The organism is Nocardia wallacei (genome assembly GCF_014466955.1).
In the GTDB taxonomy this organism is placed as follows: Bacteria; Actinomycetota; Actinomycetes; order Mycobacteriales; family Mycobacteriaceae; genus Nocardia; species Nocardia wallacei.
In genome coordinates, this window is sequence record NZ_AP023396.1 from 1,292,542 (window position 1) to 1,314,195 (window position 21,654).

The 21,654-nt window shown below is 70.2% G+C and carries 21 protein-coding genes; 14 read left to right on the forward strand and 7 right to left on the reverse strand.

Annotation, left to right across the window (positions count from 1 at the left end; translation table 11 throughout):
* Window positions 1-48 precede the first annotated feature (48 nt).
* The 5 genes from typA (at window position 49) to NWFMUON74_RS05980 (ending at window position 5,422) form a co-directional block, all read left to right on the forward strand.
* Window positions 49-1,965, forward strand: coding sequence for a translational GTPase TypA (gene typA / locus NWFMUON74_RS05960; protein ID WP_187686975.1), 1,917 nt, complete (start codon window positions 49-51; stop codon window positions 1,963-1,965).
* A gap of 105 nt (window positions 1,966-2,070) precedes the next feature.
* Complete coding sequence (locus NWFMUON74_RS05965; protein WP_187686976.1) at window positions 2,071-3,852, forward strand: ABC transporter family substrate-binding protein; 1,782 nt, start codon at window positions 2,071-2,073, stop codon at window positions 3,850-3,852.
* Window positions 3,849-4,775 carry an N-acetyl-1-D-myo-inositol-2-amino-2-deoxy-alpha-D-glucopyranoside deacetylase gene (mshB, locus tag NWFMUON74_RS05970; RefSeq protein ID WP_187686977.1) on the forward strand — a complete coding sequence of 309 codons (927 nt, stop codon included), beginning with the start codon at window positions 3,849-3,851 and terminating at the stop codon, window positions 4,773-4,775. Before NWFMUON74_RS05965 ends, mshB begins: the two co-directional genes overlap by 4 nt.
* A gap of 72 nt (window positions 4,776-4,847) precedes the next feature.
* Complete coding sequence (locus tag NWFMUON74_RS05975) at window positions 4,848-5,006, forward strand: hypothetical protein (RefSeq protein ID WP_187686978.1); 159 nt, start codon at window positions 4,848-4,850, stop codon at window positions 5,004-5,006.
* Window positions 5,003-5,422, forward strand: coding sequence for a hypothetical protein (locus NWFMUON74_RS05980; protein WP_232110870.1), 420 nt, complete (start codon window positions 5,003-5,005; stop codon window positions 5,420-5,422). Before NWFMUON74_RS05975 ends, NWFMUON74_RS05980 begins: the two co-directional genes overlap by 4 nt.
* A gap of 171 nt (window positions 5,423-5,593) precedes the next feature.
* On the opposite strand, the gene NWFMUON74_RS05985 is transcribed toward NWFMUON74_RS05980, so the two are convergent.
* Both NWFMUON74_RS05985 and NWFMUON74_RS05990 read right to left on the reverse strand, forming a co-directional pair.
* The gene (locus NWFMUON74_RS05985; protein ID WP_232110871.1) at window positions 5,594-7,387 is read right to left on the reverse strand and encodes a PH domain-containing protein; all 1,794 of its coding nucleotides are present in this window, start codon (window positions 7,385-7,387) and stop codon (window positions 5,594-5,596) included.
* A complete protein-coding gene (locus tag NWFMUON74_RS05990; RefSeq protein WP_187686979.1) occupies window positions 7,384-7,902 on the reverse strand; it encodes a PH domain-containing protein in 519 nt (172 codons plus the stop codon). The genes NWFMUON74_RS05985 and NWFMUON74_RS05990 overlap by 4 nt, the downstream gene beginning before the upstream one ends.
* 146 nt (window positions 7,903-8,048) lie before the next feature.
* Between NWFMUON74_RS05990 and NWFMUON74_RS05995 the strand changes: the two genes are divergently transcribed.
* Both NWFMUON74_RS05995 and NWFMUON74_RS06000 read left to right on the forward strand, forming a co-directional pair.
* The gene (locus NWFMUON74_RS05995) at window positions 8,049-10,649 is read left to right on the forward strand and encodes a bifunctional FO biosynthesis protein CofGH (RefSeq protein WP_187686980.1); all 2,601 of its coding nucleotides are present in this window, start codon (window positions 8,049-8,051) and stop codon (window positions 10,647-10,649) included.
* A gap of 19 nt (window positions 10,650-10,668) precedes the next feature.
* A complete protein-coding gene (locus NWFMUON74_RS06000) occupies window positions 10,669-11,283 on the forward strand; it encodes a Uma2 family endonuclease (RefSeq protein ID WP_187686981.1) in 615 nt (204 codons plus the stop codon).
* 3 nt (window positions 11,284-11,286) lie between these two features.
* Here the strand turns inward: NWFMUON74_RS06000 and NWFMUON74_RS06005 are convergent, their stop codons facing one another.
* Window positions 11,287-12,441: an MFS transporter gene (locus tag NWFMUON74_RS06005; RefSeq protein ID WP_187686982.1), complete on the reverse strand. Its 1,155-nt coding sequence runs from the start codon at window positions 12,439-12,441 to the stop codon at window positions 11,287-11,289.
* A gap of 79 nt (window positions 12,442-12,520) precedes the next feature.
* Here NWFMUON74_RS06005 and NWFMUON74_RS06010 point away from each other — a divergent pair, with 79 nt between their 5' ends.
* From NWFMUON74_RS06010 to dapC, 3 genes are all read left to right on the forward strand, one after another.
* Window positions 12,521-12,991 (forward strand): MarR family winged helix-turn-helix transcriptional regulator, encoded by a 471-nt coding sequence (locus NWFMUON74_RS06010; RefSeq protein ID WP_187686983.1) that lies wholly within the window; start codon window positions 12,521-12,523, stop codon window positions 12,989-12,991.
* 163 nt (window positions 12,992-13,154) lie between these two features.
* Window positions 13,155-13,478, forward strand: coding sequence for a ferredoxin (fdxA, locus tag NWFMUON74_RS06015; protein ID WP_187686984.1), 324 nt, complete (start codon window positions 13,155-13,157; stop codon window positions 13,476-13,478).
* A 6-nt stretch (window positions 13,479-13,484) separates the two neighbouring features.
* Window positions 13,485-14,591 carry a succinyldiaminopimelate transaminase gene (gene dapC, locus NWFMUON74_RS06020; protein WP_187686985.1) on the forward strand — a complete coding sequence of 369 codons (1,107 nt, stop codon included), beginning with the start codon at window positions 13,485-13,487 and terminating at the stop codon, window positions 14,589-14,591.
* 8 nt (window positions 14,592-14,599) lie between these two features.
* Here dapC and NWFMUON74_RS06025 read toward each other — a convergent pair whose 3' ends face one another.
* Both NWFMUON74_RS06025 and NWFMUON74_RS06030 read right to left on the reverse strand, forming a co-directional pair.
* Window positions 14,600-15,058 (reverse strand): acetyltransferase, encoded by a 459-nt coding sequence (locus NWFMUON74_RS06025; protein ID WP_187686986.1) that lies wholly within the window; start codon window positions 15,056-15,058, stop codon window positions 14,600-14,602.
* 35 nt (window positions 15,059-15,093) lie between these two features.
* A complete protein-coding gene (locus NWFMUON74_RS06030) occupies window positions 15,094-15,960 on the reverse strand; it encodes an oxygenase MpaB family protein (RefSeq protein ID WP_187688958.1) in 867 nt (288 codons plus the stop codon).
* Window positions 15,961-16,104: 144 nt separating this feature from the next.
* Here NWFMUON74_RS06030 and NWFMUON74_RS06035 point away from each other — a divergent pair, with 144 nt between their 5' ends.
* Complete coding sequence (locus NWFMUON74_RS06035; RefSeq protein WP_187686987.1) at window positions 16,105-16,734, forward strand: TetR/AcrR family transcriptional regulator; 630 nt, start codon at window positions 16,105-16,107, stop codon at window positions 16,732-16,734.
* On the opposite strand, the gene NWFMUON74_RS06040 is transcribed toward NWFMUON74_RS06035, so the two are convergent.
* Entirely contained in the window at window positions 16,731-17,585 is an 855-nt protein-coding gene (locus NWFMUON74_RS06040; RefSeq protein ID WP_187686988.1) for an oxygenase MpaB family protein, read from the reverse strand. The genes NWFMUON74_RS06035 and NWFMUON74_RS06040 overlap by 4 nt on opposite strands.
* Window positions 17,586-17,711: 126 nt before the next feature.
* On the opposite strand from NWFMUON74_RS06040, the gene NWFMUON74_RS06045 reads away from it, so the two are divergent.
* Together NWFMUON74_RS06045 and NWFMUON74_RS06050 are read left to right on the forward strand one after the other, a co-directional pair.
* Window positions 17,712-19,136: an acyl-CoA synthetase gene (locus NWFMUON74_RS06045; protein WP_187686989.1), complete on the forward strand. Its 1,425-nt coding sequence runs from the start codon at window positions 17,712-17,714 to the stop codon at window positions 19,134-19,136.
* A gap of 56 nt (window positions 19,137-19,192) precedes the next feature.
* The gene (locus tag NWFMUON74_RS06050) at window positions 19,193-19,564 is read left to right on the forward strand and encodes a PPOX class F420-dependent oxidoreductase (RefSeq protein WP_187686990.1); all 372 of its coding nucleotides are present in this window, start codon (window positions 19,193-19,195) and stop codon (window positions 19,562-19,564) included.
* On the opposite strand, the gene dapD is transcribed toward NWFMUON74_RS06050, so the two are convergent.
* Window positions 19,565-20,518, reverse strand: a complete 954-nt coding sequence (gene dapD / locus NWFMUON74_RS06055; RefSeq protein WP_187686991.1) for a 2,3,4,5-tetrahydropyridine-2,6-dicarboxylate N-succinyltransferase — start codon at window positions 20,516-20,518, stop codon at window positions 19,565-19,567.
* A 38-nt stretch (window positions 20,519-20,556) separates the two neighbouring features.
* On the opposite strand from dapD, the gene dapE reads away from it, so the two are divergent.
* The gene (gene dapE / locus NWFMUON74_RS06060; RefSeq protein WP_187686992.1) at window positions 20,557-21,654 is read left to right on the forward strand and encodes a succinyl-diaminopimelate desuccinylase; all 1,098 of its coding nucleotides are present in this window, start codon (window positions 20,557-20,559) and stop codon (window positions 21,652-21,654) included.

A 21,654-nucleotide genomic window follows, 5' to 3' on the forward strand; every position in this document is an offset into this window, starting at 1 on the left:
TACGGCGAGGGTTGGCCGGCAACCATCTCATCAGCAGGAGGATTTCACGTGTCGTCTGTCGAGTTCCGCAACGTGGCGATCGTTGCTCACGTCGACCACGGCAAGACGACGCTGGTCGACGCGATGCTGCGGCAGTCCGGCGCGTTCGCCGAGCGGGCCGAGCCGGTCGACCGGGTGATGGATTCGGGCGATCTGGAACGCGAGAAGGGCATCACCATTCTCGCCAAGAACACCGCCGTGCACCGGCACAACGCCGACGGCAGCGTCACCGTGATCAATGTCATCGACACCCCCGGCCACGCCGACTTCGGTGGCGAGGTCGAGCGCGGGCTGTCCATGGTCGACGGCGTGGTGCTGCTGGTCGACGCCTCGGAGGGGCCGCTGCCGCAGACCCGTTTCGTGCTGCGCAAGGCGCTCGCGGCGTCGCTGCCGGTGATCCTGGTGGTGAACAAGACCGACCGGCCCGACGCGCGGATCGAGGAGGTCGTGGAGGAGTCTCACGATCTGCTGCTCGACCTCGCCTCCGATCTGGACGACGAGGCCTCCGAGGCCGCCGAGCTGGCGCTGGACCTGCCGGTGCTGTACGCCTCCGGCCGTGAGGGCAAGGCCTCCACGCAGCGTCCCGAGAACGGCAACGCGCCCGACGCGGAGAACCTGGACGAGCTGTTCGACGTGCTGCTGAAGTGCGTCCCCGCGCCCAAGGGCGACGCCGCCGCGCCGCTGCAGGCCCACGTCACCAACCTCGACGCCTCGCCGTTCCTGGGCCGCCTGGCGCTGCTGCGCATCCACAACGGCACCCTGCGCAAGGGACAGAACGTGGCGTGGATCGCCGCCGACGGCGTCAAGAACGTCAAGATCACCGAACTGCTCAAGACCGTTGGGGTGGAACGCAATCCGGCCGAGGAGGCCGTGGCCGGTGACATCGTCGCGGTCGCCGGGATTCCGGACATCATGATCGGCGACACCCTGGCGGATCAGGAGAAGGTGGCGGCGGGCGAGGATCTCGCGCTGCCGCGGATCACCGTCGACGAGCCCGCCATCTCGGTGACCGTCGGTATCAACACCTCCCCGCTGGCCGGGCGCAACGGCGGCACCAAGCTCACCGCGCGCCTGGTCAAGGCCCGGCTGGATCAGGAACTGGTCGGCAACGTGTCGCTGCGGGTGCTGCCCACCGAGCGTCCCGACACCTGGGAGGTCCAGGGCCGCGGCGAGCTGGCGCTGGCGATCCTGGTGGAGACCATGCGCCGGGAGGGCTTCGAACTCACCATCGGCAAGCCGCAGGTGGTCACCCGCACCGTCGACGGCAAGGTGCACGAGCCGTACGAGGAGCTGACCGTCGACGTGCCCGAGGAGCACCTGGGCGCGGTGACGCAGCTGCTGGCCGCGCGCAAGGGCAAGATGGTACAGATGACCAACCACGGATCCGGTTGGGTCCGAATGGAATTCATCGTGCCCTCGCGCGGGCTCATCGGATTCCGCACCGACTTCCTCACCGAGACCCGCGGCACGGGCATCGCCAACGCCGTATCGCACGGGTACGCGCCGTGGGCCGGGGAGATCCGCGCCCGGCACACCGGGTCGCTGGTGTCGGACCGGGCGGGCAGCGTCACCCCCTACGCCATGCTGCAGCTGGCCGATCGCGGCACCTTCTTCGTCGAGCCGGGCGCCGACACCTACGAGGGCATGGTGGTGGGCATCAACCCGCGCGCCGAGGACCTCGACATCAACGTCACCCGCGAGAAGAAGCTGACCAACATGCGCAGCTCCACCGGCGACGTGCTGGAGACCCTGGCCCGCCCGATGGTGCTGGATCTCGAAGGGGCCCTGGAGTTCTGTGCCGGTGACGAGTGCGTCGAGGTCGGCCCCGACGTGGTCCGGGTGCGCAAGGTGATCCTGAACGCCACCGAACGCGCCCGTGAGCTCTCCCGCCGCAAGGCCCGCGACCGCGCCGCCCAGAACGCGTAGCGCGGCCGGATTCGGCGCGGCCTTATGCTGCTATCGCCGCCGACCTCGTGAATACACCGCCCGGACGGTGCGCACGAGGACTTTTCGACAGAGAGGTGGACCTGCATGTGGGTCGCGGCCCGGCTCGTTTCCGGACTGACGGTGCTGGCCATGTCGGTGACGGCGCTGGTCGGCTGCACCGCGAACCCGCCGCCGCCGATCGAGAGCACCGACAGTCCGAAGACCCAGCCCGCCAAGCCCACCAAGAGCACGGTGGTGGTGGCGGTGGACGACATCGGGATCGGGTTCAATCCGCATCTGCGGTCGAATCAGTCGCCGGCGACCAACGCGGTCAGCTCGATGGTGTTCCCGAGCCCGTTCCGGCCGGTGCCGTCGCAGGCGGTGCCGGGCTCGACCGACTGGGCGCCCGACGGCGCGCTGATGGTGTCGGCGGATGTGACCGCGCAGGAGCCGTTCACCGTCAGCTACAAGATCCAGAATCAGGCGTCGTGGTCCGACGGTGCGCCGATCGCCGCCGAGGATTTCCGGTATCTGTGGCAGCAGATGATCACCCAGCCCGGGGTGGTCGATCCCGCCGGCTATCGGCTCATCTCGGATGTGAATTCCAGTGAGGGCGGCAAGTCGGTCACGGTCACGTTCCGGGAGCCGTATCCGGCGTGGCGGCAGCTGTTCACCGACCTGCTGCCGGCGCATCTGCTGAAGGACTCGCCCGGTGGCTTCCAGCGCGCCCTGGCGGTGGAGCGCGGTCTGATCGATCAGAATCCGATCTCCGGCGGGCAGTTCCGGGTCAAGCAGGCCGATTCCGGTCGCGAGGAGATCCTGCTCGAACGCAACGACCGCTACTGGAGCACCCCGGCGGTGCCGGATCAGATCCTGCTGCGGCGCGGCGGGACCACGGCGCAGCTGGCCGAGTCGCTGCGCTCGGGGGACGCCCAGATGGCGCTGGTGCGCGGCGGTACCGCGACACAGGCTCAGCTGCAAGCGATTCCGGCGGTGCGCACGTCGATCATGCCGCAGGCGCGCGAACTCCAGCTGGCGTTGAACGGGCGCACCGGCGATCTCACCGACCCGCGGGTGCGGCACGCCGTGCTGGGCCTGCTGGACCCGACGCTGCTGGCGACGGTCGCCGCCCAGACCGGTTCCTGGATGGAACCCGCTCGCGCGCAGGTGCTTTCGCCGTCGGATCCGGGTTACGCGCCGACCGCGCCGCCGCGGCCGTCGACCGACGAGGCGTTCGGGCTGCTGGCCGAGGCCGGGTACGCCCGCGCGCCGGAGCAGCCGGTGAGCAACTCCTCGCCGACCTCACCGGCGCCGCAGCCGCGTCAGGTCGCCAAGAACGGGAAGACGCTGGCCGTGCGGATCGGCGCGGTGGACAAGGACACCACCGCGCTGGCGGTCGCCAACACCGCCGCCGACATGCTGCGCAGCGCGGGCATCGACGCGAGCGTGCGCAGCCTGCCCGCCGAGGAGCTCTACGGCAAGGAACTGCTCGACGGCAACGTCGACGCGATCGTCGGCTGGGACCGCGCGGGGAACGATCCGGCGACCGTGCTGGCCTCCCGTTTCGGCTGCCCGCCCGCGGCCGAGGCGACGCCGGACGGCCCGTCGTCGTCGCAGCTGGAGGAGATTCGCAAGGCGCCGAGCAATATCTCCGGGGTCTGCGACCCGGCGTTGCAACCGGCGATCGACACCGCGCTGCGCGGCATCGACGTGCCGAAGGTCGTCGGCGAGGCGGAGCCCAAGCTGTGGGAGCTGGGCATCGTGCTGCCGATCATGCAGGACAACGGCGTGGCCGCGGCCAGCTCGCGGATGGACGGCGTCTCCCTGAGCGGTGCGATCGAGGCCGGGATCTTCGGCGGCGCGGCGACCTGGCGGCGACTGTCGTGAGCGCCGCCGCGGGCGGTCTGCTGCTGGTGCACGCGCATCCCGACGACGAGTCGATCGCGACCGGCGGCACCATCGCGCACTATCGGCGGCGTGGGGTGCCGGTGACGGTGGTGACCTGCACGCTCGGGGAAGAGGGCGAGGTCATCGGGGACGAGTGGGCGCAGCTGGTCAGCGCCCGGGCCGATCAGCTCGGCGGGTATCGGATCGGTGAATTGTCCAGGGCGCTGGCGGCTTTGGACGCCGGGCCGCCGCGGTTCCTCGGCGGTGCGGGGCGCTGGCGCGATTCCGGGATGGCGGGGGAGACCTCCGATCCGCGGTTGCCCGAGACCCTGCATCCGCGGGCGTTCGTGAACTCGGGCGAGGAGGCGGTGCGGGAATTGGTGCGGGTGCTGCTGGAACTGCGGCCGCAGGTGGTCGTGGGGTACGACCCGCGCGGTGGTTACGGTCACCCGGATCATGTTCGGGCCCACCGGATCACGATGGCCGCCGTCGACGCGGCGGCGGAGCGGGGGTGGACGGTGCCGAAGGTCTACTGGACCGTGACCGATGCGGAGGTGCTGCGCCTGCACACCGAGGCGCTGGCCCGGCGCACGATCGACCGGTTGCCCGGTGCGCTCCCGCCGGGCTGGCGGCTGCCGGTGCTGGACGAGCTGCCTTCTGTGCCAACCGAATCGGTGACTACCACCATCGACGTCTCCGATGTGCTGGCGGCCAAGCGCGCCGCCCTGCGCGCCCACGCCACCCAGGTGAGCGTGGCGCCCTCCGGCCGCGAGTTCGCCCTCTCCAACAACGTGGCCCAGCCGGTACTGCCGGAGGAGCACTACATCCTGGTCCGCGGCCGCCCGGGGCCCCGCGCCCCCGACGGCCGCGAGCACGACCTGTTCGCCGGGCTGCCACTGCCGACCGGGACACACACTGAGTAGCCCGCTGCGGCGTGGTCGCGGCGATTGTGGGTCTCCGGGTACGGGGAGGCCGCGCGGCCTAGACTGGCGCGCATGTACAACTGGAGCCTGCAGGACGCGATTGTGGCGTTCGTCGAGAGCCAGAAACCCCACTGGCAGGCGCAGCACGATCTGTACCTGTCGGTGCTCTACGGGTTCGTGGACATGCAGAGTCATTTGCTGACGCTGCTCGGCTTTCCGCCGGTGCCGTGACGGCGACGTCGATCGGGCGGTCGCGCACGGTTCCGGAGGAACAACTGCCCGGCTGGGCGGCGCTCGGTGGCGTGCTGGCCGGTGTGCTGGTGTTCGAGGGTTTCCTGTCGCTGGCGCTCGAGGTGCTGTATCTGCCCGCCTACATCGGCAGTACCCCGTTTCCGATCTCGGTGCTGGCCGCCGCGGTGGTGAACGTGCTGCTGGTGATGGGCATGGGCGTGGTGGTGACCCGCCCCGCCGCCATGGCGCTGCCCCTGCTCGCCTGGCTGCTCGGCTTCCTGCTGCTGTCGACTACCGGCCCCGGCGGAGACGTCCTGCTCACCGACAGTTGGACCTCGCCGCTGCTGCTGGCCTGCGGCCTGATTCCGGCGGGCTTCTACCTGTTCCGCCGCGCGTTCCTGCGGCCTCGCCGCTGAGCCGAGGTTGCCGCACGGCCTGTTGCCGGGCCGGATGGCCGGGTGCGCGCTGCGGGGACTGTTGCCGGGCCGGATGGCCGGGTGCGCGCTGCAGGGCCTGTTGTCGGCCGGATGGCCGGGTGCGCGCTGCACGACCTGTTACCGGCCGGATGGCCGGGCGCGCGATTCGTTTCACGCGGTTCGGGCCGGGCGGTGTCCGGCTCGGCCGGGAGTGACTTCCTCGATCAGTTCCCATGCGCGCGCGACGGGCACGTCCACGACGTGGTAGCGCTTCTTCCCGGCGGCGGTGGCCGCGACCAGGGTGGCGACTCCGGCGCGGCGCTGGAAGAAGGTCTGGCGGACGGTCCAGCCGATGATGCCGGGCGCCTCGAGACAATCCCGGTCTCGATCCAGCGAGCCGCTGCGCGTGATCAACCAGGTGGGGCCCTCCGGAGCCGCGTCGGATGCCTGGCCCGGCTGCCCGGGAGGCAGGACGGCGTGGCCCAGCCCGCGATACCGGTCGTGCGCCAGAGCCGCTGCCGCCGCGGCGATCACGGCTACCACCACCCACACCCATATCGGAACCTCTTCCCCCGCAACGGTGATGGCCGCGAGCACGATCGCCGCCACGGTTACGGGCGCCAGCGCCCGGGTATACCTTCGCCGCCGAGCCTGCGGCCCATGCGCCACCAGCGGAATGTTCGCCGGTGCCGCAGCCTTCTCCGAAAGCTCTTGCCCCACCGGTCCTTCCGATGCCTCCACCGAGACCACACCCGTGGTGTCGGGCTCGGTGAGTTCCGCAGCACTGCAGAGCTGTCGTCCCGCAGGCGGGTTCCCGGTATTCGGCGAGGTCCCACCTGTAGGCGAGGTCTCGGGTCGTGCCGGATCGGTGGTGTCGGAGCGGCCCGCCAGGGGCAGAGGGGTCGGACGGGAGGCCAGGAGATGACCGAGCGTGCGTTCGACGGCGGCGCGCGGGGCTTGGGGGAGGATTTTCTGGCGGGGGCTGGTGCCTACCATGATGGCCTCGAGTTCGGCGCCGCCGGCCAGGCGTAGCAGCAGGGGTTCGTTCACCGTGGCGCCGCGCAGGCGGGCCAGGTCGAGGGTGGTCTGGCGGGTGGTGAACAGGCCGTGGCGCAGGTGCAGGGTGCGGCCGTCGTCGCGCACGCGCAGGCCGAAATACGTGGTGAGGTACCGCGCGCACCCGGCCAGGCTGACGATCGCCACCACGGCGACCACCAGTCCCGCCACGACGGCCGCGAGGAACCAGGCGCTCCGGTCGCCGACCCGGTGCACCGCGTCGGAGCGGAACAGGGCCTCGGCCAGGCCGTACTGGAATGCCAGGCCGACCACCGGCGCGACGATCGCGAACCCGGTCAGCGACAGCGGCGCGTACCGCACCCATTTCGGTTGCCAGTGGCCGATTTCCACGCTCTCGCGACGCGAAGAGCCGACGGGCCCGGTGTTTTCGACACCGACGGCCGCGCTGACCGGCGCACTCGATCCCGAATCCTGTTGCGCGCCGGGGCTTTCCGTGTCTCTGAGGTGCCGCAGCAGCTCGGCGCGCAATCCCGGAACCAGCCGATTCGCCAGGGCATCGAGCTTGAACTGTTCGTCCTTGCTCGCCTGCTGCCCGGTCCCGATGGTCAGCACCGCCAGCCCGAGCAGCCGGTGCAGCGGCGACGCCTCGACGTCCACCGAGCGAATCCGCGAGCGCGGCACCGCCAGTCGCTTGCGCTGCAACACCCCCGTGCGCAATTCGAGATTGTCCGGGCCGATCCGATAGGTGGTCGTGAACCAGCGCGCGACCGCGAATCCCACGATGACCGCGAGCGCCAGCAATCCCCAGCCGGGATTGTCGTTGCGGGTGCCCACGATCACCGAGACGGCCAGCACCGGAACGTAGCGGCCCACCTCCCGCACCGGGTGCACCAGCAGCATGCGTTTGTCGAGCCGCTGCCAGGACGCCTCGGTCGGCTGTTCGGTCACGTCGCGTCTCCCCGGTGCCGCGCCGCGATCCGCGTCAGCCGGGCCACCGTCTGCTCGGCCACCGGCCGGTCCAATGCGCTGATCCGGACGGCTCCCGCCGACGAGGCGGTGGTGACGGTGACGGTGGCCAGACCCAGCAGCCGTTCCAGCGGGCCGCGCTGGGTGTCGACGGTCTGCACCCGGGTGATCGGCGCGACCCGGCTCTCCTGCGTGAGCCACCCGGTGCGGGTGTAGACCGCCTCGCCGGTCACCTCCCACCGATGCACCGCGTACCGCCACAGCGGCACCGCGACCACGCTGACCGCCGCCGACACCAGCGTGGCGGCTACGACCGCGGCCTGCGCCGCCCGATGCGCACTGTCGACGCCGAGCCAGATCAATTCGGCGATCAGCACGATCGCCCAGCCGATCGCGGGACCGAGCGCCCACAGCAGGCGGGCGCGGGGACTCGGCCGCCAGGCGGGCTCGGCCATGATCGTGTCACCGGCCGCGGGCGGATCGGAAGGCTGTGCCATGCAGTCATCGTTGCATGGAATTTCCTCGCATTCCGGGTTCGCGCCCGCATCCCGGCGCTGATCGGCGCGCGGCGGAATAGCCCGGTCGCGGGCCGGGTTGTGTCACGGCACAGGCACCGGAGGGAGAACACTCGAATGGTTGGCGCATGATCGAGGGCGTGACGGATCTACCGAACCCTGGCATCCCGCCCGCACCCCCGTCCCCCTCGGCGATGCGCCGGGCGCTGCGGCGGGCCCGCGACGGAGTGACGCTGAACGTCGACGAGGCCACCGTGCTGCTGCACGCTCGCGGCGACGACCTGGTGGAGCTGAGTCGCAGCGCCGCCCGGGTCCGCGACGCCGCCGTGGCGTCGGCGGGCCGATCCAAGACCATCACCTACTCCAAGAACGTCTTCATCCCGCTGACCCGATTGTGTCGCGATCGCTGTCACTACTGCACTTTCGTCACGGTGCCCGGCAAGCTGCGCGCCGAGGGCAAGGGCATGTACCTCGAGCCGGACGAGGTGCTCGACATCGCCCGGCAGGGTGCGGCATTGGGTTGCAAGGAGGCCCTTTTCACGCTCGGCGACCGGCCGGAGGATCGCTGGCCCGAGGCCGCGCAGTGGCTCGACGAGCACGGTTACGACTCCACCCTGGACTACCTGCGTGCCGTCTCGATCATGGTGCTCGAGGAGACCGGGCTGCTGCCGCACCTCAATCCGGGCGTGATGTCGTGGGCGGAGATCTCGCGGCTCAAGCCGGTCAGCCAGTCCATGGGGCTGATGCTGGAGACCACCGCCACCCGCCTGTTCAGCGAGAAGGGCAACTGCCACTACGGCAGTCCCGACAAGGATCCCGCGGTGCGGTTGCGCGCCATCACCGACGCCGGGCGGCTGTCGGTGCCGTTCACCACCGGCATCCTGGTGGGCATCGGCGAGACGCTGCGCGAGCGCGCCGAGTCCATCATGGCGATTCGCAAGCAGCACAAGGCGTTCGGGCACATCCAGGAAGTGATCGTGCAGAACTTCCGGGCCAAGGACGACACCGCGATGCGCGAGGTTCCCGATGCCGACATCGAGGAGTTCCGCGCGGCGGTCGCGGTGTCGCGGCTGGTGCTGCCGCCGGACGTGGCGGTGCAGGCCCCGCCGAACCTGGTGTCGCAGCAGGAATGCCAGGCGCTGATCGACGCCGGTATCGACGACTGGGGCGGCGTGTCGCCGGTGACGCCCGACCACGTGAATCCCGAACGGCCCTGGCCGAACCTGGACACCCTGGCCGAGATCACCGAGGCGGCGGGATACCGGCTCGCCGAGCGCACCTCCGCCCATCCGCGTTATGTGCGGGCCGGAAACCCGTGGGTCGATCCGCGCATCGGCGCGCACGTCGCCGCGCTCTCCGACCCGGAGACCGGGCTGGCGAAGCCCGACGCGATCCCGCAGGGCCTGCCCTGGCAGGAGCCGGACGAGTCGTGGGAGTCCACCGGGCGCGTGGACCTGAACACCGCCATCGACACCGACGGCCGGAACACCGACGCGCGCAGTGACTCCGGGCTCGGCGACGAGGTGGTCGGCGCGTTCGGTGACTGGGAGACCATTCGCGAGCAGGTCCGGGAGCTGGCCGTGGCCGCGCCCGAGCGGTTCGACGCCGACGTACTGGCCGCGCTGCGGGCCGCCGAGCGCGATCCGGCCGGGCTGACCGACGACCAGTACCTGGCGCTGGCGACCGCCGACGGCGCCGAACTGGACGCCATCGCCGCGCTGGCCGATCAGCTGCGCCGCGACACCGTGGGCGACGACGTCACCTACATCGTCAACCGCAACATCAACTTCACCAACATCTGCTACACCGGCTGCCGCTTCTGCGCGTTCGCCCAGCGCAAGGGTGACGCCGACGCGTTCTCGCTGTCCGCGGAGGAGGTCGCCGATCGAGCCTGGGAGGCTTACGTCGAGGGCGCCACCGAGGTCTGTATGCAGGGCGGCATCGACCCGGATCTGCCGGTCACCGGGTACGCCGATCTGGTGCGGGCGGTGAAGAAGCGGGTGCCGTCGATGCATGTGCACGCGTTCAGCCCGATGGAGGTGGCCAACGGCGTCGCCCGCAGCGGGCAGAGCATCCACGACTGGCTGTCGGCGCTGAAAGAGGCTGGGCTGGACACGATTCCGGGCACCGCCGCGGAGATCCTGGACGACGAGGTGCGCTGGGTGCTCACCAAGGGCAAGCTGCCCACCTCGGCCTGGATCGAAGTCGTCACCACCGCGCACAAACTCGGCATCCGCTCCAGCTCGACCATGATGTACGGGCACGTCGACAGCCCGAAGCACTGGGTCGGGCATCTGCGGGTGCTGCGCGGGATCCAGGACGAGACAGGCGGTTTCACCGAATTCGTGCTGCTGCCCTTCGTGCACCAGAGCGCCCCGCTGTATCTGGCCGGGGCCTCCCGCCCCGGCCCGACCATCCGCGACAACCGCGCCGCCCACGCCCTGGCCCGCATCATGCTGCACGGCCGCATCGACAATATCCAGACCAGTTGGGTCAAACTGGGCACCAAGGGCACTCAGGTCATGCTCAACAGCGGCGCCAACGACCTCGGCGGCACCCTGATGGAGGAAACCATCTCGCGCATGGCCGGCTCCCAGCACGGCTCGGCGAAAACCGTCGCCGAACTCACCGACATCGCCACCGGCATCGGCCGCCCCGCCCGCGAACGCACCACCCTCTACGGCAAACCCCCGCACCGCGCCCCCGCACTCTCCCTTCCGGTGGGGTGAGGCCGACTACGATCGGGTCGTGACCGTGAGTTGGCAGAAGGCCCAACAGGAACCCGTGACATGGGAGGCGTTCCTGGACATCGACGAGGACTTCCGGCGTGAACTGGAAATCGTCGACGGGTATGTGGTGCCCCGGGAACAGCGCGGTCGCGATCACCAGAAGGTGGGCACCCGCCTCTCGCTGGCACTGGAACGCGCCGCGGTGGACGAGATGCGCGGCAGCGACGGGTCGTGCTACGAGACCAACACCGAGGTCGATGTGTTGCTGTGGGAGGTGCCGCCGACCGCCCGCAAACCCGACGCGGTGCTGCATCGATGCCTGCCCGACTACGAGCAGTTGGGCGCGGAGCACTGTCTTGTCGTCGCCGAGGTGCTGTCCACCTGGTCCGAGCGCCGAGACCGGGTACACAAGATGGGCGACTACGCGGACGCCGGTATTCCGCATTACTGGCTGGTGAGCTTCGACAAGGTCGGAGCCCTGACGATCGAACGCTATGCGCTGTCCGACCGGAAGGGGCCGTACACCCACATCGGCACCTCGCATCGAGATATGGGCCCGGTGGCGGTGTCCGTGTCGGATCCTTTTCCGCTGCAGTTGCTTTGGGCCGACCTGGAGGTCGGCCCAAAGCTGTAGGGCTCATACGAGAGCGGAGCGCCGGTCGCGGCGGAGCAGGTGGAGGGCGAGGGTTGCGCCTGCGAGGGTGAGGGCGGCGGCGAGGAGGGGGAGGGTGCGTAGGCCCGGGCCTTCGGCGATGGTCCAGCCGCCGAGGCGGCCTGCTATGGCCGCGGCTACCTGGTAGCCGGAGGCGTTGAGGGCGACGCCGAGGGTGGGGGCCGCGGCGGCGGCGCCGATGACGCGGGTCTGCATGCCGGGGATGACGGCGAAAGCCAGTGTGCCCAGGACGAATACCAGGACGGCGGCCGCCGCGGGGCTTTCGCCGGCCGCCCAGAACAGCACGAGGGCGGCGGCCAGGGCGGTGAGCAGTCCGGTCAGGGCGGGCAGCAGCGCGCGGTCGGCCAGCCAGCCGCCGAACTGGTTGCCGACGACCGCTCCCGCGCCGTAGACCAGCAGCAGTACGGGGACGGCGGCCGCGCCGAAGCCCGCGACCTCGGTGAGCAGCGGCGCGATGTAGGTGAACACCGCGACCACGCCGAGGCTGCCCAGCGCGGTCAGGGCGATGCCGAGCAGCAGCTCCCGATCGGCCAGCACCCGCAGTTCACCGAAGACCGAACCCGTTGCGGCCGGGGGCAATTCGGTGACGAACCGCAGCACCATCAGCAAACCCAGCGCGGCGCAGGTCGCGACCACGGCGAAGGTGGCCCGCCAGCCCAGGTGCTGCCCGATCAGGGTGCCGATCGGCGTGCCGAGCACCAGACCCAGGTTCATCCCGAGCGCGACCCGCGCGATCGCCGAGGCCGCCTTGCCCTCGGGCGCGTTGCGCACCGCCGTGGCGATCGCGACCGCGAAGAAGGTGGCCACGATCAATCCCGCCGCGAACCGGGTGACGACCAGCACCGGATAGTTCGGCGCCACCGCCGAACCGAGATTCGCCAGCACCGCGAAGCCCACCAGCCCCGGCACCAGGCGCCGCCGCGGGACCCACGCGGTCAGCACCGTGAGCACCGGTCCGCCCACGATCATGCCCAGCGCATAGGCCGTCACCAGCAGGCCCGCCGAGGACACGGGGACCGTGAGGTCGCCCGCCACGTCGGGCAGGATCCCGGCGATCGCGAATTCACCGGTCGTGAGGCCGAAGACGACCAGCATCAGAGACAGCAAGGGGAGTCGCATCACCACTCCAAGTAGTTACAGCTCGAATAATTCGAACTATAACTATCACAGCTCGAATGATCCTGGCTACACTCGTGTCATGACCCGGCCGGAGACCACGCCGAAACCGCCCGTGGACACCGAGATCGATCGCGACGTGTGCCGGCTGGTGCACTCGTTCACCCGGCGCCTCGATGTCCATGTCCGGCGCGTCGCCGAGCAACTCGGGCTGACCCCGTCGCAGGTCATCGCCCTGCGCGAGCTGTCGGAACCGATCACCGCCCGGGAGTTGGCCGTCCGAATGACGTGCGAGCCCTCGAATGCCACCTTCGTGCTCGATAGGCTGGAGGCGCAGGGACTCGTCGAGCGCAAACCGCACCCCAGCGACCGGCGCGCCAAGCGGATCGAGCTGACCTCCGCCGGGCACGACAGCCGCGCGGCCGTGCTCGCCAGGCTCGGGACGGGATCACCGCTGACCTCGCTCACCGAGGAGCAGCAGCGGGAATTGCGCGAACTGCTGCGGATGTTGGTATCGGCGGTGGAAACCGATCCGGCCGAACAGGATTCGTGATCGGAGCGGCAGTGCTCCCACCAGGGGCGCTCCGGGCGCCGCGGCGACGCGGTACGCCTCGAAGTTAGGCAAGGCTGACCAGTAGTAATGTAGGAGCGCCGGGATACTGTTGCGCGGGCGGAAGTATCCCCGCATGGCAAGGACCCAGACTAGGAGAGCGGCAGTGCCGTACATCATCGCTGAACCGTGCGTTGACGTGAAGGACAAGGCGTGCATCGAGGAATGCCCCGTGGACTGCATCTACGAGGGCAACCGCATGCTGTACATCCATCCCGACGAGTGCGTGGACTGTGGTGCGTGTGAGCCGGTGTGCCCGGTCGAGGCCATCTTCTACGAGGACGACACCCCGGACCAGTGGACCGGATACGTCAACGCCAACGTCGACTTCTTCGACGATCTGGGTTCACCCGGCGGCGCGACGAAGGTCGGCAAGGTCGACTACGATCCGCCGTTCATCAAGGAACTGCCGCCGATGGCGAGCGAGTAGCAGGCATTGTTCGAGCGTGGCCGGGTCAGTGCGCTGCTACCCGATTTTCCTTGGGACACCATCGCTTCCGCGAAGGCGCGGGCGGCGGCCCACCCCGACGGCATCGTCGACCTGTCGGTGGGCACGCCGGTCGATCCGGTCGATTCGCTGATCCGGGCGGCGCTGGCCGCGGTGGCGGACGTGCCCGGCTACCCGACCACACACGGCACTCCCCAATTGCGCGCCGCGGCGGTCGACGCGCTGAAGCGGCGGTTCGGTATCACCGGGGTGGCGCCGGATGCCGTGCTGCCCGCGATCGGCACCAAGGAGTTGATCGCGGGGCTGCCGCGGCTGCTCGGCTTGGGCGCCGCCGATCTGGTGGTGATTCCCGAGGTGGCGTACCCGACCTACGAGGTCGGCGCGCTGCTGGCGGGCACCCGCATCCTGCGTGCCGACGGGCTGACCCGGCTGGGTCCGGAGTCGCCGGCGCTGATCTTCCTGAATTCGCCGTCCAATCCGACCGGCCGGGTGCTGGGAGTCGAGCACCTGCGCAAGGTGGTGAATTTCGCCCGCGAGCGCGGCGCGGTCGTCGCATCCGACGAGTGCTACCTGGGCCTGGCCTGGGACGAGCGCGCGGTGTCGATCCTCGATCCCGAGGTCTGCGACGGCGACCACACCGGTCTGCTGGCGATCCACTCGCTGTCGAAGACATCGAATCTGGCCAGCTATCGGGCCGGATTCGTGACCGGCGATCCGGCGCTGGTCCGCGAGTTGCTCGAGGTACGCAAGCACGCCGGGATGATGGTGCCGTTCCCGGTGCAGTCCGCCATGACCGCCGCGCTCGGTGACGACGCGCACGAGGCCCGGCAGCGGGAGCTGTACCGCGCTCGCCGCGAGGTGTTGCGAAAAGCGTTGCAGCAGGCCGATTTCCGGATCGATCACTCACAGGCGGGCCTGTACCTGTGGTCCACCCGCGGCGAGAACTGCCGCACCACTCTGGACTGGCTGGCCGAGCGCGGCATCCTCGCGGCCCCCGGCGACTTCTACGGGCCCACCGGTACCGAACATGTCCGCATCGCCCTGACCGCCACCGACGAACGCATCGCCGCCGCCGCGCGACGCCTGACCGACTGAGGCCGTTCTCAGTCGCCCCGGACCGCGTGGACGAGGTGGACCAGCGGGTAGGGCCGACCTTCGGAGTCGGTCTCGGAGCGCCCGGTCACGACGAAGCCGTGGTGCAGATAGAAGCCGAGGGCCTGCGGGTTCTGCTCGTTGACATCGACGGTCAGGGACGGATAGCGGTCGAGGGCCGCGCGCAGCAGTGCCGACCCGACGCCGCTGCCGCGGTGTGCGTCATCGATGAACAGCATCTCGAGCTGGCCCGCTGCCAGTCCGGAGAAGCCGACGATCCCGCCGCCGCGGGTGGCGACCGTGAGTTCGACCGCGGGGAAGTAGTCGTCGGCCAGGTGCTGCTCGATGTCGGCGAAATCCTCCGGCGTCAGGAAGTCGTGGGTGGTCAGGACGGCGCTGCGCCAGACGTTCACCAACCTCGGGAACTCGGCGGGGCCCGCGCACGGTCGCAGCTCGATCTCGTCGCTCACGCAACGGATGGTAAGGGTTGCGGTCGAGCCGCCGCTCACACCAGCGGCATGCCCAGCCGGCGGCGCAGGCGCATGTCCGCGAGATAGGTGTTCAACGGGGCCGCGCGGATCACCGCGGGCAGGCGCGTCCACACCGCCGAGATCGCCTTCAGCACCAGGCGGAACCGGCGCTCGTCGCGGGCGGTCCAGGTCATGCCCATCTCGTCGCGCAGGTGCTGGGGTAGCAGGGCGGTCACGGTGAAGCGGTGGAAGCGGCCGAACACCACCGGCACCGGCCGCGGCGTCATGCGCAGATCGATCAGGTCGTCGAAGTAGCGGCGCACCGGCTCGTCGATGGTGCGCTGGGCCAGGTTCTCCTCCCAGTACCGGAAGAAGGCGGCCCGATCGGCGGGCCACATCTCCGGGCGCATCTGCAACGTGGTGCCCAGCCGGGCGCTGTAACGGTAGAACTCTTCCGCCAGTCCGGGTTCCATCGGTCCGCGCATGCGGGTGTAGAGGTCGTCGACGCCCCAGTACAGGCACGCCGCCACCCACAGCTGCAGCTTCGGGTCGAAGGCGTTGTACTTCACCGGCGCGCCCGGCTTCGAGTGCACCGGCCGGTGCGAGCCGTTGACCGCATCCCGATACGCCGCGCGGTCCGCGTCGGTGCCCATCCAGGCGACGGCGAGGTAAGTGAGGGTGGTGCGCAGCCGCTTGAGCGGGTGCAGCGTGACCTTGCCGCTGTCGACGGTGCTCTCCAGCACGCCGTAGCCCACCGGCGGGTGGCTGAGCTGCATGATCACGTTCGCGGCGCCACCGAGGAAGGCGGCGACGCCGTCGATGTGGTCGCGGACGGTTTCCGGGGTCAGGGTCGATTCCGGGCGGTCCGGCTCGTGGCCGGTGTCACGCAGGGCGGCGGTCATCGTCGACACGTCTCCTAGATCTCGCTTCGCGCCCGGTGGGCGCGAGAAATGTGAGAAACTTAGGTTCTCACCTTCTCATCGAGTTGGCGGGGTGTCAATGTGCGATGATTTCACTGTCATCGTGGCGAGCGGGAAGGGGAAGTCATGGCCAAGCTGGCCAAACTGCTGCCGCTGGTGCGTGGGGCGGGTACCGACGGCAACCAGGCCCAAGTGCTCGACGCGGCACTGCTGGCCTTTCTCGACTTCGGCATCAAGCGGACCAGCATGGTGGAGGTGGCCCGGCGCGGCGGGCTCTCGCTGGCCACACTGTATCGCCGTTTCGCGGGCAAATCCGACCTGATCCAGGCGGTCGGCCTGCGGCAGGCGCGGCAGTTCATCGACCGGGTGGACGCGGCCGTGCAGCAGCAGATCGACCGCGACGCCAGCGCCGAGGATCAGATCGTGGAGCTGTTCGTGGCCTTCCTCGACGGCCTGCGCGGCAACCGGCTGCTCGATCGGCTGCTGAAGACCGAGCCGGAGATCGTGCTGCCGTATCTGACCGTGCAGGGCGGCCCGGTGATCGAATTGGGCCGCGACTACCTGGCCGAGTTCATCGCCCGGCTGCAGGCGGAAGGCAAACTGCCGCAGTACGACCCGCAGCCGCTGGCCGAGATGATCGCGCGCACCTCACTGTCGATGGCGCTGACGCCGCAGACGGTCATTCCGCTGGACGACGACGCGGCGCTGCGCCGATTCGCCCGCGAGCACGTGGTGCCGGGCTTCCGCATCCCCTAGACCAAGGGCCGCCCGAGCCGCCGGCGGATGCGCAGGTCCAGCAGGAACGCGCTGATGGGGAACACCTTGACCGGCGTGGGCAGGCGCGCCTCCACCGCGCCGACGGTGCGCAACAGCCGGGCCAGTCGCCGCTCGTCGTGCTCGCTCCACTCCATGCCCATCTGTGCGCGCAGGTGCGGTGGCAGCAGACCGGCGACGACGAAGCGGTGAAACCGCCCGAACGCCAACTGGATCGGGCGCGGGAACATCTTCAGATCGATCAGGTCCTGGAAGTAGTCGCGCACGGGCGGGTCGATGGTCGTCCGCGCGAGATTCGCCGCCCAGTACCGGTCGAACGCGGCCCGGTCGGGCGGCCACAGCTCCGGCGGCATCTGCAAGGTCGTCCCGAGCCGGGCGGCGTGCCGGTAGAAGGCGTCCGCCTCGGCGTCGGGCGTCGGGCCGTGCATCCGTTCGTGCAGATCGCGGGCGCCCCAGTAGAGACATGCCGCCACCCACAGCTGCAGGCGCGGATCGAAGGCGTTGTACTTCACCGGACTGCTCGCGGTGGAACGCACCGGGCGGTGCGAGCGGTTGACGGCGTCGCGGTAGGCGGCGCGCTCGTCGTCGCTGCCCAGCAGGGCCACCGCCAGATAGGTGAGCGTCGTGCGGGTGCGCTTGATCGGGTGCACGAAGATCTTGCCGCTGTCGACGGTGCTCTCCATGACGCCGTACCCGACCGGCGGCGTGCTGAGCTGCATGATGACATTGGCCGCGGCGCCGAAGAAGGCTGCGGAACCGTCCAGGTGCCGGGTGATGTCGAAGCCGCGGTCCGGCGCCGGGTCGGGCGTCGTCGCGCGAAGCGGGCTGGTCATCGTCGACCCCGTTCTTCGTGAGAAGGATGTATATCAACGCTCTCACCCACTCACGGCTGTGTCAACCGTCACAGGCGAAGATCCACGCGCCGACCGGGGCGGGTGCGGCATTGGTAGGTTTGGCGCGTGTCGTATGGGTCGTTGCCGCTGTTGAGGTCGCTGGATCCGGCCGCCGTGGCCGCCGGGGCCGATATTCCCGATGCCGTCACCATCGACGGGACCACGCTGTCGCGCAGCGATCTGATCGGCGCGGCCACCTCGGTGGCGGAGCGGATCGCCGGTGTGGACCGGGTGGCGATACTGGCCCGCCCGACCGTGTCGACCGTGCTCGCGGTGGTCGGCTGCCTGATCGCCGGGGTGACCGCGGTGCCGGTGCCGCCGGACTCGGGTGCGGCCGAACTCGAGCACATCCTCACCGATTCGGGTGCGCGGGCGTGGCTGGGCGAGGCGCCGGAGGGCGCCGAGCTGCCGGTGGTTCCGGTGCGGCGGCACGCGCGGTCGTGGCACCGGTATCCCGAACCAGGCCCGGACACAACGGCTTTCGTGCTCTACACCTCCGGGACCACGGGTGCGCCCAAGGGGGTGATGCTCGGCCGGGCCGCCATCGCCGCGGGGCTGGACGCGCTGGCCGAGTCCTGGGCGTGGACCTCGAAAGACACTCTGGTGCACGGACTTCCGCTGTTCCACGTGCACGGCCTGATCCTCGGCGTACTCGGCCCGTTACGCATCGGCAGCCCGCTGGTGCACACCGGTAGGCCGACTCCGGCGGCGTACGCGGCGGCGCAGGGCAGCCTGTACTTCGGAGTGCCCACGGTGTGGTCACGCATCGTCGAAGAGCCTGCGGCCGCACGGGAATTGGCCAACGCCCGGCTGCTGGTTTCCGGTAGCGCACCGCTGCCGGTGCCGGTGTTCGAGCGGCTGCGCGAGCTGACCGGCCGGGCCCCGGTCGAGCGATACGGCATGAGCGAGACCATGATCACGCTGTCCACCCGCGCCGACGGGGAACGCCGGCCGGGATGGGTGGGCACCCCGGTGGCCGGAGTCCAGACCCGGCTGCGAGACGAGGCGGGCGCGGCCGTGCCGCACGACGGCGAGAGCATCGGCGGCCTGCAGGTGCGCGGCCCGATGCTGTTCGACGGCTACCTGAACCGGCCCGAGGCCACCGCCGCCTGCTGGACCGACGACGGCTGGTTCGTCACCGGCGACGTGGCCGCCATCGACGCCGAGGGGTTCCACCGCATCGTCGGGCGCGAGTCGGTCGACCTGATCAAGTCCGGCGGTTATCGCATCGGCGCCGGGGAGATCGAGACCTGCCTGCTCGGGCACGCCGCCGTCGCCGAGGTCGCGGTGATCGGGGTGCCGGACGCGGACCTCGGGCAGCGCATCGTCGCGTTCGTCGTCGCGCGCGACGGGGCGCGGCCCGACGAGCGGGAGCTGATCGACCATGTGGCCCAGCAGCTCTCGGCTCACAAGCGGCCGCGGGAGGTGCGGCTGGTGGCGGCACTTCCGCGCAATGCCATGGGCAAGGTGCAGAAGAAACTGCTGGGCTGACGCGGGCCCGAATACTCGATTGACCTCGACCGCGCTCGAGGTTGTACGGTCGGCGCATGATCGCAACGCTGTCGCCCGCCCAGATCGACTACCTGCGCAGCCAGCGCCTGGGGCGGCTCGCCACGATCCGCCCCGACGGGTCGCCGCAGAACAATCCGGTCGGCTTCCGCTACAACGAGGCCCTCGGCACCATCGATATCGCGGGCCGCGACATGGGCGCCTCGCAGAAGTTCCGCAACCTCGCCAAGGAGGAACGGGTGGCGTTCGTCGTCGACGACATCGCCTCGGTGCAACCCTGGGAGGTGCGGTGCCTCGAAATCCGTGGCACCGCACAGGCTCTGCGCGATGTCGACACCTACCTGGCGGGCGCGTCGCGCGAGCTGATCCGGATCACTCCCGAGCGCGTGCTGGCCTTCGGTATCGAATAGTCAGTTCGCGTGCAGCACGGCGTTGAGTTCGATGCCGGTGCCCTGGCGTGCCACCACCTCGACCGTGCCGGTCAGCGAGTTGCGGCGGAACAGCAGATTGGACTGCCCGGACAGTTCCAGCGCCTTGACCGTCCGGCCGTCGGGCAGCGCCACCTTGCTGCCGGCGGTGAGGTAGAGCCCGGCCTCCACGACGCTGTCGTCGCCGAGTGAGATGCCCAGGCCGGCATTGGCGCCGAGCAGGCAGCGCTCGCCGATCGAGATGACCTCCTTGCCGCCGCCGGACAGGGTGCCCATGATCGAGGCGCCGCCGCCGATGTCGGAGCCGTTGCCGACCACCACGCCCGCGGAGATGCGGCCCTCCACCATCGAGGCGCCCAGCGTCCCGGCGTTGAAGTTCACGAAGCCCTCGTGCATGACGGTGGTGCCCTCGGCCAGATGCGCGCCCAGGCGCACCCGGTCGGCCTCGGCGATGCGGACGCCGCTGGGCAGCACGTAGTCGACCATGCGGGGGAACTTGTCCACCCCGTACACCGTGACCGGCCCGCGGGCGCGCAGCTTGGCGCGCACCAGTTCGAACTCCTCGATCGCGCAGGGGCCGTGGTTGGTCCACACCACGTTCGCGAGCAGGCCGAACTGGCCCTCGAGGCTCAGGCCGTGCGGCCGGACCAGCCGGTGCGAGAGCAGGTGCAGCCGCAGGTACACGTCGTGGGTGTCGGCGGGGGCCGCGGCCAGGTCGGCGATGGTGGTGCGCACCGCGACCACGTCCACGCGGCGGGCCTCGTCGAACCCGACCAGTTCGGCGAACCGGGTGTATTCGGGATCGGCCGCGCTCAGCTTCGTGGTGCCCGTCTCGGCGAACTCCCCGAGTTCGGGATACGGAAACCAGGTGTCGAGAACGGTGCCGTTCACGGTCACCGTGGCGAGGCCGACTGCGGATGCTCCCTGTGTACTCACGCAGCCGAGTGTATTAGCGCGCCACTAGGGTGAGTGGAGTGACCATCGACCTGCGCGCCGACCCCATCACCCTCGCCGCGGCCCTCGTCGACATGCCGAGCGTGTCGCGCGACGAGGCCGCGATCGCCGACACCGTGACCTGGGCGCTCCGCGAGCAGACCACCGGCTTCCAGGTGCTGCGCCACGGCAACACCGTGCTGGCCCGCACCGATCGGGGGCTGCCACACCGGGTGATCCTGGCCGGGCACCTCGACACCGTCCCGATCGCCGGGAATGTGCCGGGCCGGTTCGAGGTCGAGAACGGCGAGCAGGTGCTGTACGGGTGCGGCAGCGTCGACATGAAGTCCGGCGACGCGGTGTTCCTGCACCTGGCCGCCACCGTCGCCGATCCGGTGTGCGACCTGACGCTGATCTTCTACGACTGCGAGGAGATCGCCGCCGAGTTCAACGGCCTCGGCCGCATCGAGCGCGAACTGCCGCACTGGCTGGACGGCGACCTGGCGATCCTGGGCGAGCCCTCGGCGGGCTGGATCGAGGCGGGCTGCCAGGGCACGCTGCGGGCCCGGCTCACGACGTCGGGTATCCGGGCGCATTCGGCGCGAGCCTGGCTGGGGGACAACGCGATTCACCACCTGGCGCCGATTCTCGAACGCCTGCGCGACTATCGGGCGCGCGAGGTCGACATCGACGGCTGCGTCTACCGCGAGGGCCTGTCCGCGGTCCGCGTCGACGGCGGCGTGGCGGGCAACGTGGTCCCCGACGAGGCCGAGGTGGTGGTGAATTTCCGCTTCGCGCCGGATCGTTCGCTGGACGAGGCGACCGAGCATGTGCGGCAACTGTTCTCGGGCCTGGACATCGGTTTCGAACGCACCGACGGCGCTCCCGGCGCCCTGCCCGGCCTGTCCGCTCCCGCCGCGAAGAACCTGGTGGAACGGGTGCACGCGCACGGCGGTGGCGGAGTTCGCGCCAAGTACGGCTGGACCGACGTGTCCCGCTTCGCCGCCCGCGGCATCCCCGCGGTGAATTTCGGCCCCGGCGACCCGAATCTGGCTCACAAGATCGACGAGCGCGTCCCCACCACCCAGATCACCAACGTCACCCAGATCCTGCGCACCTATCTGACGGGCAGGAGCTGA